Consider the following 12,292-nt stretch of genomic DNA (forward strand, 5'->3'; position numbering starts at 1 on the left):
GCGCGCCAGGGCCTCACGCCATTCCGGCTCGCGGTGCTGGCTGCTGGCGACGAAGTTGAGCACCGGCAGCAGCGGCTTGCCACAACCGGCCAGTACTTCCAGTTCGTCGCGGTACTTGGCCAGCACCGGTTCGCGGGCGTCGATCACATAGAGGCCGGCGTTGCTCGCCAGCAGCTGGCGCAGCACCTTGGCTTCCTGTTCGAAGCGCTGGCGCGCCTCGCTGCCCTGGAGGAAACGCTCCAGGCGGGCGGGGCCGTCCAGGCGTTCGCCCGGACGTTCGAGGCGCTCCAGGTAGTCGAGCAGGGCGATGGCGTCTTCCAGGCCTGGGGTGTCGTACAGCTCCAGCAGCGGCTCGCCGTCCACCGACAGGCGCGCGCCTTCCACATGGCGGGTGGTGCTGGGGCGGTGGGAGACCTCGCCGAAACCGACGTCGCGGGTCAGGGTGCGCAGCAGCGAGGTCTTGCCGACGTTGGTGTGGCCGACCACGGCCAGTTTCAGCGGCTCAGTCATGGCCATGCTCCAGCCAGGTCACGGGCGAAGTGTCGGCGTGGGCCAGGCCCAGCCGGTCGAGGGCCTCGTGCCAATCGCCCAGGCGTGCCGCGTCCAGGACCTGGCCCGGTTGTGCCTGCAGCAGCCAGATACGGGTGGCGCCGGCATTGCGCGCCAGCTCGGCGAGCAACGCCAGGCTGCCGCGGTCCGGCGAGCGGCGTGGGTCGCAGGCGATGGCCAGGCGTGCCGGGGGGAAGCGGCTCAGTTGTTCGAGCAGCTTGTTGCGCGACTCCCGGCTGTCGAGCACGCCGGCGTGGGTGATCGACTTGGGCAGGGCGGGTGGCCAGGGGCGCTGGTCGTCCAGCTCCAGGCCGACCAGCAAGGCGCCGCTGCTGCCGCTCTCCAGCTGGCCGGCTTCGAAGCGCGGCAGGGTGTCGGGGGCAGGGTCCTGCACGCCAATGCGTTCGCTGCGCGGCATCAGCGCTTCGCGCAGCTGGGCGTAGCCGGGCAGGTCGAGGTCCAGCGTCAGGCGCTCGCGACCCTGGCGCCAGCGCCACAGGCACAATGCGGCCAGCGCCAGGCGCGGCAGCAGGCCGTAGACCAGCACCACGCCGAGCAGCCAGCTGGCCCAGGCCTGGCGCGCCAGGTCGAGCGCGGGCAGGGTGGCGCCGCTGGCGCGGATCATGGTTTCGTCCGGCACGGCGAAGCCGAGCAGCGAGGGCAGGGCGCCAAGGGCCTGGGTCAGGGTGATGAAAGGTTGCGCGGCGAGCAGCGTGGTTTCCCAGACGAACCCGTAGCGCCGGGTCGCCAGCAGGGCCAGGAGCATGCCCAGCGCGGCGAGCATCGCCAGCAGCCACAGGCCATGCACCAGCAGGCCGAGCAACCAGCGGTTCAGGCGCTGGCGCTGCAGCAGCACCAGCAACGCCGGGGCCAGCTGCGCGGCCTTGGCGTCGCGGGCCAGGCGCTCGCTCAGCCACAGCCAGAGGCGGCCGAGCGTCGCGCCCTGCTCGCCGGCAAAAAAGAAGCCCACGGCCCAGCCGAGCAGTAGCAGAAGGTTGAGCCCGAGCAGGCTGCCCAGGGCCCAGAACACATTCACCGGCCGCTGGCCGTCGCCCAGGGCCGCCAGCCCCAGGCCGGCGCCGCTGAGCACGGCCAGGAGCATCAGCGCCAGCAGTGCCAGGCGCGCGCCCTGCTTCCAGTGGCGCAGTGCCGTGTCCATGCTGTCGCGCTCGGCCAGCCACAAGGCGCGGGCCTCGATGCGCGTAGCGAGGTCGCCGCCTTGCTGGCGGGCGCGACGGTTGGCTTCCTGGTCCTCCAGGGGACCGGCGTGTTCCTCGCGCAGGCGTATCGCTTCGGTTAGCCAGCGCTTGTCGAGTGGAGTCGGTGCCGTCACAAGCTCTTCCATTGCACAGGTCAGTGCGCAAGCATAACCCACGTGCCCGGTGCTATCCTCGCCGGCATGAACACATCACTCCCCCTCAGCCTGATCGCGGCGCTCGCCGAGAACCGTGTGATCGGCATCGACAACTCCATGCCCTGGCACCTGCCGGGGGATTTCAAGTACTTCAAGGCCACCACCCTGGGCAAGCCGATCATCATGGGGCGCAAGACCTGGGATTCACTGGGGCGGCCACTGCCGGGGCGGTTGAATATCGTCGTCAGCCGTCAGCCGGGCCTGCAACTGGCTGGGGCCGAGGTGTTCGCTTCGCTGGAAGAGGCACTGGTGCGCGCCGAGCAGTGGGCGCGGGAGCAGGGCGTCGGCGAGCTGATGCTGATCGGTGGCGCGCAGCTGTATGGGCAGGCGCTGGACAAAGGGCTGGTGAGCCGGATGTACCTGACCCGAGTGGAGCTGTCTCCCAAGGGTGATGCCTGGTTCCCAGAGTTCGATCGCGGACAGTGGCAACTGAGCGCGAGTGAGCCGCAACCTGCCGAAGGACACGGGCCGGTTTATCACTTCGAAGTCTGGGACAAGGTCTGAAAACCTGGGGCTGCGCAGCAGCCCCAGCGATCTATCAGGAATGACTCAACTCAGCATGCTCATCCCCGCTCAGCACCTGCTGATCAGTCTGCTTGAGCAACTGGCTGGTAACCACCCCCGCGGTCATCGAACCATTCACGTTCAACGCCGTACGCCCCATGTCGATCAGCGGCTCCACCGAGATCAGCAAGGCTACCAGTTCCACCGGCAAGCCCATGGCCGGCAGCACGATCAGCGCGGCGAAGGTTGCGCCGCCACCCACGCCGGCCACACCGGCCGAGCTCAGGGTGACGATGGCCACCAGGGTGGCGATCCACAGCGGGTCAAAGGTGTCGATGCCCACCGCCGGAGCCACCATCACTGCGAGCATGGCAGGGTAGAGCCCAGCGCAGCCGTTCTGGCCGATGGTCGCACCGAACGAGGCGCTGAAACTGGCGATCGACTGTGGCACGCCCAGGCGCTGCGTCTGCGCCTCGATGTTCAGCGGAATGCTGGCGGCGCTGGAGCGGCTGGTGAAGGCGAAGGTCAGCACCGGCCACACCTTGCGCAGGAAGCGCAGCGGACTGACGCCGGTCAGCGCCAGGATCACCCCATGGACCACGAACATCAGGCCCAGGCCGATGTATGACACCACCACGAAGCTGCCCAGCTTGAGGATGTCCTCGAGGTTGGAGCTGGCCACCACCTTGGTCATCAAGGCCAGCACGCCATAGGGGGTGAGTTTCATCACCAGGCGTACCAGGCGCATCACCCAGGCCTGCAGCACGTCGATGGCAGACAGGGCGCGCTCGCCCTTGTCCTTGTCGTCCTTGATCAGCTGCAGCGCGGCCAGGCCCAGGAACACGGCGAAGATCACCACGCTGATGATCGAGGTTGGCTTGGCCCGGGCCAGGTCGCCCACCGGGTTGGTCGGGATGAAAGAGAGCAGCAGTTGCGGGATGTTGAGGTCGGCGACCTTGCCCGCGTAGTCGTTGTGGATGGCCTGCAGGCGGGCGCTTTCCTGGGCGCCGGCCACCAGCCCCTCGGCGGTCAGGCCGAACAGGTTGGTCAGGGCAATGCCGATCAGCGCCGCGATGGCGGTGGTCAGCAGCAGGGTGCCGATGCTCAGCACGCTGATCCGGCCCAGGCTCGAGGCGTTGTGCAAGCGCGCGACGGCGCTGAGGATGGAGGCGAAGATCAGCGGCATGACGATCATTTGCAGCAAGCCGACATAGCCGTTGCCGACCAGGTCGAGCCAACCGAGGGTGGCCTTGAGCACCGGGTGGCCGGCGCCGTAGATCGTGTGCAGGACCAGGCCGAACACCACGCCCAGCACCAGGCCCAACAGCACTTTCTTGGCCAGGCTCCAGTCGGTGCGGCGGGTTTGCGCCAGGCCCAGCAGCAGGGCCAGGAACGCCAGCAGGTTAAGTGACAGCGGCAGGTTCATTGAAGCTCCAGGAAAAGGCGGAAGAGGCATCGCCTCTGTGAGCGATTACGAACGGAAATGCTAACAGCCTGAAAACAAACGAATTTATACCTAAAGGTAATTTGCATAGTCGCTTATGGAATAACGGCTGGTCGCTTTTGGCAATGAACATGACGTTTGCAGTTGTCTCGGGGTCGCTCACGCGTGGCTGTTTGTCACAGTTCGGGACTAGGGTTGAGCGGCCACGTCTTAGGGAGAACCGCACATGATGTCTGCTCCGAGAATCCTTGCCGGCAGCCTGGCCCTGTTGCTGAGCGCCAGCAGCTGGGCAGCCACCGAGCTCAAGCACTGGCCGGCCGAGGCCGCGCAGAAGCTCGACGCGATGATTGCCGCCAACGCCAACAAGGGTAACTACGCGGTGTTCGACATGGACAACACCAGCTACCGCTTCGACCTTGAGGAAGCGCTGTTGCCGTTCATGGAAAACAAGGGCCTGCTGACCCGCGACAAGCTCGACCCCTCGCTCAAGCTGATCCCGTTCAAGGACACCGCCGAGCACAAGGAGAGCCTGTTCAGCTACTACTATCGCCTGTGCGAGCTCGACGACATGGTCTGCTACCCCTGGGTAGCCCAAGTGTTCTCGGGCTTCACCCTCAAGGAGCTGAAGCAGCAGGTCGATGAGCTGATGGCCTCGGGCAAGCCGATCCCCAGTACCTATTTCGAGGGGGATCAGGTCAAGACCATCGAGGTGCAGCCGCCCAAGGTATTCACCGGCCAGGCCGAGCTGTACAACAAGCTGATGGAGAACGGCATCGAGGTTTATGTCATTTCCGCGGCCTCCGAAGAGCTGGTGCGCATGGTCGCCTCCGATCCCAAGTACGGCTACAACGTCAAACCGCAGAACGTGATCGGCGTAAGCCTGCTGCTCAAGGACCGCGCCAGTGGCCAGCTGACCACGGCGCGCAAGCAAATTACCGCCGGGCACTACGATCCCAAGGCCAATGAAGGCCTGGAGCTGACGCCTTACCTGTGGACCCCGGCCACCTGGATGGCCGGCAAGCAAGCGGCCATCCTCACCTACATCGATGAGTGGAAGAAACCGGTGCTGGTGGGCGGCGACACCCCAACCAGCGATGGCTACATGCAGTTCCACGGTGTGGATGTGGGCAAGGGCGGTATCCACCTGTGGATAAACCGCAAGGCCAAGTACATGGATCAGTTGAACGGCATGATCGCCAAGAACGCGGCGGCCCAGGCCAGGGAAGGGCTGCCGGTGACGGCGGACAAGAACTGGGTGATCGTGACGCCGGAGCAGATCCAGTAGCCGACGCCGCTCCCGCAGGGGCTCGGCGGAATAAAAAACCGGCGCTCAGGGCGCCGGTTTTTTTACCTTCAGAGCCTCACAGCCCGTCGAGCATCGCCTTGTTGCGCACAGCGCCCTTGTCGGCGCTGGTCGCCAGCAGGGCGTAGGCCTTCAGTGCGGTGGTCACCTTGCGTGGGCGCACTTCGGCCGGCTTCCAGCCTTTCTTGTCCTGCTCGATACGACGCTCGGCCAGTTCTTCATCGCTGACCAGCAGGTTGATCGAACGGTTCGGGATGTCGATCAGCACCTTGTCGCCATCACGCACCAGGCCGATGGCGCCGCCCGCTGCCGCTTCCGGCGAGGCGTGGCCGATGGACAGGCCCGAGGTCCCGCCGGAGAAGCGGCCATCGGTGAGCAGCGCGCACGCCTTGCCCAGGCCCTTGGACTTCAGGTACGAGGTCGGGTAGAGCATCTCCTGCATGCCCGGGCCGCCTTTCGGGCCTTCGTAGCGGATGATGACGATGTCGCCAGCCTTCACTTCGTCGGCGAGGATGCCGCGTACCGCGCTGTCCTGGCTCTCGAAGATCTTCGCGGTGCCTTCGAACACGTGGATCGACTCATCGACACCGGCGGTCTTCACCACACAGCCGTCCAGGGCGATGTTGCCATACAGCACGGCCAGGCCGCCCTCTTGCGAGTAGGCGTGCTCGATGCTGCGAATGCAGCCGTTTTCGCGGTCGTCGTCCAGGGTTTCCCAGCGGGTCGACTGGCTGAACGCGGTTTGCGTCGGGATACCGGCCGGGCCTGCCTTGAAGAAGGTGTGCACGGCTTCGTCATCGGTCTGGGTAATGTCCCACTTGGCGATGGCCTCTTCCATGCTTGGGCTGTGCACGGTCGGCAGGTCGGTGTGCAGCAGGCCGCCACGGGCCAGCGAGCCGAGGATGCTGAAAATGCCGCCGGCGCGGTGCACGTCTTCCATGTGGTACTTCTGGATGTTCGGCGCCACCTTGCACAGCTGCGGTACCTTGCGCGACAGACGATCGATGTCGCGCAGGTCGAAGTCCACCTCGGCCTCCTGCGCTGCGGCCAGCAGGTGCAGGATGGTGTTGGTCGAGCCGCCCATGGCGATGTCGAGCATCATGGCGTTCTCGAACGCCTTGAAGTTGGCGATGCTGCGCGGCAGTACCGACGCATCGTTCTCGCCGTAGTAGCGTTTGCACAGCTCGACGATGGTGCGGCCGGCGGTGAGGAACAGCTGCTCGCGGTCCGAGTGGGTGGCCAGGGTCGAACCGTTGCCCGGCAAGGCCAGACCCAGGGCCTCGGTCAGGCAGTTCATCGAGTTGGCGGTGAACATGCCGGAGCATGAACCACAGGTCGGGCAGGCGCTACGCTCGTACTCGGCGACTTTCTCGTCGCTGGCGGTGGAGTCGGCGGCGATCACCATGGCGTCGACCAGGTCCAGGCCGTGGCTGGCCAGCTTGGTCTTGCCGGCTTCCATCGGACCGCCGGAGACGAAGATCACCGGGATGTTCAGGCGCAGGGCGGCCATCAGCATGCCGGGGGTGATCTTGTCGCAGTTGGAGATGCAGACGATGGCGTCGGCGCAGTGGGCGTTGACCATGTACTCGACCGCGTCGGCGATGATCTCGCGGCTGGGCAGCGAGTAGAGCATGCCGTCATGGCCCATGGCGATGCCGTCGTCCACGGCGATGGTGTTGAACTCTTTCGCCACGCCACCGGCGCGTTCGATCTCGCGGGCGACCAGTTGGCCCAGGTCCTTCAGGTGCACATGACCCGGGACGAACTGGGTGAACGAGTTGGCGATGGCGATGATCGGTTTCTTGAAGTCTTCGTCCTTCATCCCGGTGGCGCGCCACAGGGCACGGGCACCGGCCATGTTGCGGCCTTGGGTGGAAGTCTTGGAACGATAATCAGGCATGGAGCGCTCCTGGCGGCTAAATCACGTCACGTAAATAGGGAGTGAGCTTCTCTTGTCCTGAAACGCCGAAGGCCGGTTGCCGCTGGCAAGGATGGGGGCCGAAGACCTCGCGGGATCGCCGCAGGCTCGACCAGAGCTCATAAACCCGCCGGGGATGTCTGGCGATGAATGGCTCGATTCTACACCGCCACGCCCGCTAGGGAATGGCGTTGTGACAATTGGCTGTCCCCAGCCCGCAAGGTAAAGGCCTTGGCGTGGTCCGGGCGGGTTTGGGTAGACTTGCGCGCTTCCTGTTCCACTGGCCAAAAGGATTTGCAATGCCAGCGCCAAGTCGCTCCTTATTGTTCTACGTCGTCATCGGCCTGATCCAGGGCCTGGTGCTGCTCACCACCGTGAAGGGGCAAGGCGAGCTGCTTGGCTTCAACCTGTCGGTAGCCCTGTGCGCCGCGGTGGTCGTGGCCGGCGTGAACCTGCAACTGCTCGGCAGCGCGGTGCGCCAGCGTGGCACCGGCTGGCTGGTGTTGGGCCTGACCCTGCTGATCAGCGGGATCAGTGCCGGGGTCCTGGGTAGCGAGCGTATGGGCTGGCTGCAGCAGACCTGGTTCCTGGCCGCCGTCGTGCTGGGCTACATAGGCACCGCGTTCATTCTTGCCTGGCCGACCCGCGAAGGGGTGGCGCCGCGCTATGAGGACCTGTTCCGGCATGCCTGGAACAACGTGTTCATCCTGTTCCTGGCGCAAATGCTGACTGGCCTGTTCTGGCAGTTGCTGTGGTTGTGCGCGCTGCTGTTCGGCATGCTCGGCATACCGCAGGTCACGGATGTGGTGGAGTCTGCGGTGTTTCTCTGGCTGGTACTGCCGGTGGTGTTCTCCCTGGGGATGCGCATGGGGCGGGAGAACGAAAAGATCATCGGCCTGCTGCGCGGCATCCTGTTGACGCTGTGCCGCTTCCTGTTGCCGCTCAGCGCGCTGATCGCCGTGCTGTTCACCCTGACGTTGCCGCTTTCCGGCCTGCAGCCTGTGTGGGACACCGGTTACTCGACCAGCCTCCTGCTGGTACTGGCAGGCATCAACCTGTTCCTGGTCAACGGGGTGTTCCAGGACGGCCGACAACCCAGCGTCTACCCTGCGCCGCTCAAGCGCCTGGTGGAGGCCAGCCTGGTGTGCCTGCCGGTGCTGGTGGGCCTGGCGGCCTACGCAAGTTGGCTACGCATCGATCAGTACGGTTTGACACCCTCAAGGATCATGGCGGTGTTGCTGGTGGGCGTGATGCTGGTACATGGCTTGGCGGCGGTCTGGGCGGTGGTGGCTTCGCGCCAGGGATGGCTGAACAGTCTGCGCGTGAGCAATCCGTGGATCGCTCTGCTCAGCGCGGTGCTGATAGTGCTGTTCTATACACCGTTGCTCGACCCGCAGGTGTTGAGTGCGAAGAGTCAGGTCGAGCGCCTGCTCGGTGGGCGCACGCCGATTACCGAGTTCGATGCCGGGACCTTGTACCGCGACCTCGGTCAGCCTGGGCGTGCCGCCTTCGAGCAACTGGAGAAGCGGCTGGAAACGGATGAGCTGTTCGATGCGGGCCGCCGCGAGCAATTGCTGGGGATGATGGCGCAGGTGCGTCGGCCGGAAGTGGTCGAAACGCAGGGTCCGACGTTCGAGTGGCTGGGGCCGGTGCAGTCCACCAGCGAGTCACTGGCCGATTCGACGCTTGCTCAAAGCCAGTGCGGTGGCAAGGGATGCTACTTGTGGGCGGTCGATCTGGATGGTGATGGGCACAATGAAGTGTTGATGATCCCCCGGCACACCTATGCATCGAGTGTGTTCGTGTTCACCTGGGAGGAGCGCGAGTGGCGTGAAGTGGGCAGCCTGAGCGGCAGCATGGAAAACCTCGAGGGCCTGGCCAAAGGCATTCGCGAGGGCGCGGTGAAACTGGTGGCGCCGCGTTACAAGACGCTCAGCATCGATGGCCAGGAACTGGTGCCGGACTTCAGGCGGTAGCGGTTGGCGCGCATGGGGGTGAGCGTTTGAGGGAGCTGGGGCCGCAGAGCGGCCCCGGAACAAGCACCACTTAGCTGTTGGGCAGCAACCTGCAGGTGATGCTCTTGATGTAGCGGGTCTCGGCAATCGCCGGGTGCACCGGGTGGTCCGGGCCCTGGCCGCCGCGCTCGAGCATTTGCAGGTTGCGGTCCAGGTGGCGGGCGCTGGTCAGCAGGATGTTGTTCAGGTCGTCCTCGGGCAGGTGCATCGAGCACGAGGCGCTGACCAGGATGCCGTCCTTGGTGAGCATGCGCATGGCCTGTTCGTTGAGGCGGCGGTAGGCGGCCTCGCCGTTCTTCAGGTCCTTCTTGCGCTTGATGAAGGCGGGCGGGTCGGCAATGATCACGTCGAAACGCTCTTCGGCGGCCTTCAGCTCGCGCAGGGCCTCGAATACGTCACCTTCGATGCAGGTCAGTTTTTCGCTGATGCCGTTCAGCGCGGCGTTTCGCTCAACGCCATCGAGGGCAAAGCCGGAAGCATCCACGCAGAAGACTTCGCTGGCGCCGAACGCACCGGCCTGCACGCCCCAGCCACCGATATAGCTGAACAGGTCGAGCACACGCTTGCCCTTGACATAGGGGGCCAGGCGGGCGCGGTTCATGCGGTGGTCGTAGAACCAGCCGGTCTTCTGGCCTTCGCGTACCGGAGCCTCGAACTTCACGCCGTTCTCTTCCAGCGCGACCCAGTCTGGCACTTCGCCGTAGACGGTCTCGACATAGCGGCCGAGGCCTTCGGCGTCACGGGCGGCGGAGTCGTTCTTGAACAGGATGCCGCTCGGCTTCAGCACCTGGACCAGGGCGGCGATGACGTCGTCTTTGTGCGCTTCCATGGTAGCCGAGGCCAGCTGTACCACGAGGATGTCGAAGAAGCGGTCGACCACCAGGCCCGGCAGCAGGTCGGAATCGCCGTAGACCAGGCGGTAGCACGGCTTGTCGAACAGGCGCTCGCGCAGCGACAGGGCGACGTTCAGGCGGTGCACCAGCAGCGACTTGTCCAGCGGCAGCTTGATGTCGCGCGACAGCAGACGGGCGCAGATCAGGTTGTTCGGGCTCATCGCCACTACGCCCAGGGGCTTGCCGTTGGCGGCCTCGAGGATGGCCTGCTGGCCGGCCTTCAGGCCCTGCAGCGGGGTCGCGGCGACGTCGACTTCATTGCTGTAAACCCACAGGTGGCCGGCGCGCAGGCGGCGGTCGGCATTGGCTTTGAGGCGAAGGCTGGGCAGGGACATGACGTCGCTCCGGGAAAAAAGAGCGGGAGTATACCGTGTTGGCCTCAGGTTCGCTGATGGGGTCGACCAAGTGGTCCGCGCCCATGGCTAAAGAAATTTTGGGATCCAACGATCCACTGATAGTTACCCTGCCGGCGTACAGGGTTAGAATCCCCCGTCCCCAGCGAGAATGCACGAATGTCCCAGGAACTTACCGCCGAACAGATCCAGCAAGCCCTGCAGGGCATCACCATCCCGCCGCAGCCGCAGATCATGGTCGACCTGCAGTTCGAGCAGTACATGCCCGACCCGGACCTTGAGACCATCGCCAAGCTGATCAGCCAGGACCCGGGCCTTTCCGGCGCCTTGCTGAAACTGGTCAACTCGGCGCAGTTCGGCCTGGCGAACAAGATCGGTTCGATCCAGCGCGCCGTGAACCTGCTGGGCAGCCGTTCGATCATCAACCTGATCAACGCCCAGTCGATCAGGGGTGAAATGACCGACGAGACCATCGTCACCCTCAACCCGTTCTGGGACACCGCCCAGGACGTGGCCATGACCTGCCTGACCCTGGCCAAGCGCACCGGCATCCAGGCGGTGGACGAGGCCTACACCCTGGGCCTGTTCCACGACTGCGGCGTGCCGTTGATGCACAAGCGTTTCCCCAACTACATGGAAGTGCTGGAGGAGTCCTACGCCAAGACCAATGACGAGGTCCGTGTGGTGGACACCGAGAACCGCGTGTTCAACACCAACCACTCGGTGGTCGGCTATTTCACCGCCAAGTCCTGGCGCCTGCCGGAGCACATCAGCGCCGCCATCGCCAACCACCACAACGCCCTGGCGGTGTTCCGCGACGAATCCTCGCGCAATACCCAGACCCAGCTGAAGAACTTGCTGGCGGTGCTGAAGATGTCCGAGCACATTTGCGCCTCCTACCGCGTGCTGGGCAACCAGAGCGTCGATCACGAGTGGAACATGGTTGGCCCGCTGGTGCTGGATTACATCGGCCTGACCGAATACGACTTCGAGCAGCTCAAGCAGAACATCCGCGAAATGGGCGGGCACTGAGTCATGCCGGAACTGCCAGAGGTCGAGACGACGCGGCGCGGCATCGCGCCCCACCTGGAAGGGCAGCGGGTCAGCCGCGTGGTGGTGCGCGACCGGCGCCTGCGCTGGCCGATCCCGGAAGACCTCGACGTGCGCCTGTCGGGGCAGCGTATCGTCAGCGTCGAGCGCCGCGCCAAGTACCTGCTGATCAACGCTGAGGTCGGCACCTTGATCAGCCACCTGGGTATGTCGGGCAACCTGCGCCTGGTCGAACTGGGCTTGCCGGCGGCCAAGCACGAGCATGTGGATATTGAGCTCGAGTCAGGGCTGATGCTGCGCTATACCGACCCGCGCCGTTTCGGGGCCATGCTCTGGAGCGTCGATCCGCTCAACCATGAACTGCTGATTCGCCTGGGGCCGGAGCCGCTGACCGACCTGTTCGACGGCGAGCGGCTATTCCAGCTGTCCCGGGGGCGCTCGATGGCGGTCAAGCCGTTCATCATGGACAACGCCGTGGTGGTGGGCGTGGGCAACATCTACGCCACCGAAGCACTGTTCGCCGCCGGGATCGACCCGCGCCGCGAGGCAGGCGGGATCTCCCGGGCGCGCTACCTGAAGCTGGCTATCGAGATCAAGCGGGTGCTGGCGGCGGCCATCGAGCAGGGCGGGACCACCTTGCGCGACTTCATCGGAGGCGATGGGCAGCCGGGGTACTTCCAGCAGGAACTGTTCGTCTATGGACGCGGTGGTCAGCCGTGCAAGGTGTGTGGCACCGAGTTGCGTGAAGTGAAGCTGGGGCAGCGGGCGAGCGTGTTCTGCCCGAAATGCCAGCGTTGATGCCGCAGGCCTTGTTGGCTCGCTCTCGTGGGAGCGGGCTTGCCCCGCGAC

Annotated in this window: 10 protein-coding genes; 5 read left to right on the plus strand and 5 right to left on the minus strand. The window is 65.1% G+C overall.

What is annotated here, in order from left to right; all coding sequences use genetic code 11:
• Positions 1-510 (minus strand): GTPase domain-containing protein (locus CC207_RS27500; RefSeq protein ID WP_256582059.1); only part of this gene is annotated, 510 nt, incomplete at its 3' end.
• Positions 503-1,894, minus strand: a complete 1,392-nt coding sequence (locus CC207_RS09575) for a DUF2868 domain-containing protein (RefSeq protein WP_088852008.1) — start codon at positions 1,892-1,894, stop codon at positions 503-505. The genes CC207_RS27500 and CC207_RS09575, both read right to left, overlap by 8 nt.
• Positions 1,895-1,948: 54 nt before the next feature.
• Between CC207_RS09575 and CC207_RS09580 the strand changes: the two genes are divergently transcribed.
• On the plus strand, positions 1,949-2,467 hold the full coding sequence (locus tag CC207_RS09580) for a dihydrofolate reductase (protein WP_028689155.1): 519 nt from the start codon (positions 1,949-1,951) through the stop codon (positions 2,465-2,467).
• Positions 2,468-2,501: 34 nt separating this feature from the next.
• Here the strand turns inward: CC207_RS09580 and CC207_RS09585 are convergent, their stop codons facing one another.
• On the minus strand, positions 2,502-3,893 hold the full coding sequence (locus CC207_RS09585) for an L-cystine transporter (protein ID WP_028689154.1): 1,392 nt from the start codon (positions 3,891-3,893) through the stop codon (positions 2,502-2,504).
• A gap of 247 nt (positions 3,894-4,140) precedes the next feature.
• On the opposite strand from CC207_RS09585, the gene CC207_RS09590 reads away from it, so the two are divergent.
• Positions 4,141-5,196, plus strand: coding sequence for a haloacid dehalogenase-like hydrolase (locus tag CC207_RS09590; RefSeq protein ID WP_197866524.1), 1,056 nt, complete (start codon positions 4,141-4,143; stop codon positions 5,194-5,196).
• A 76-nt stretch (positions 5,197-5,272) separates the two neighbouring features.
• Here CC207_RS09590 and ilvD read toward each other — a convergent pair whose 3' ends face one another.
• Positions 5,273-7,114 carry a dihydroxy-acid dehydratase gene (gene ilvD / locus CC207_RS09595; protein ID WP_028689152.1) on the minus strand — a complete coding sequence of 614 codons (1,842 nt, stop codon included), beginning with the start codon at positions 7,112-7,114 and terminating at the stop codon, positions 5,273-5,275.
• A 317-nt stretch (positions 7,115-7,431) separates the two neighbouring features.
• Between ilvD and CC207_RS09600 the strand changes: the two genes are divergently transcribed.
• Complete coding sequence (locus tag CC207_RS09600; protein ID WP_028689151.1) at positions 7,432-9,108, plus strand: DUF4153 domain-containing protein; 1,677 nt, start codon at positions 7,432-7,434, stop codon at positions 9,106-9,108.
• A 70-nt stretch (positions 9,109-9,178) separates the two neighbouring features.
• Here the strand turns inward: CC207_RS09600 and CC207_RS09605 are convergent, their stop codons facing one another.
• Positions 9,179-10,375, minus strand: a complete 1,197-nt coding sequence (locus CC207_RS09605) for a class I SAM-dependent rRNA methyltransferase (protein WP_062362795.1) — start codon at positions 10,373-10,375, stop codon at positions 9,179-9,181.
• A gap of 231 nt (positions 10,376-10,606) precedes the next feature.
• On the opposite strand from CC207_RS09605, the gene CC207_RS09610 reads away from it, so the two are divergent.
• Together CC207_RS09610 and mutM are read left to right on the plus strand one after the other, a co-directional pair.
• Entirely contained in the window at positions 10,607-11,425 is an 819-nt protein-coding gene (locus CC207_RS09610; protein WP_172402408.1) for an HDOD domain-containing protein, read from the plus strand.
• 3 nt (positions 11,426-11,428) lie between these two features.
• Positions 11,429-12,241, plus strand: coding sequence for a bifunctional DNA-formamidopyrimidine glycosylase/DNA-(apurinic or apyrimidinic site) lyase (mutM, locus tag CC207_RS09615; protein WP_028689148.1), 813 nt, complete (start codon positions 11,429-11,431; stop codon positions 12,239-12,241).
• Positions 12,242-12,292: the final 51 nt, after the last annotated feature.

Origin of the sequence: Pseudomonas sp. DrBHI1, from assembly GCF_002205115.1 — a bacterium.
Taxonomy (GTDB): Bacteria; Pseudomonadota; Gammaproteobacteria; order Pseudomonadales; family Pseudomonadaceae; genus Aquipseudomonas; species Aquipseudomonas mosselii.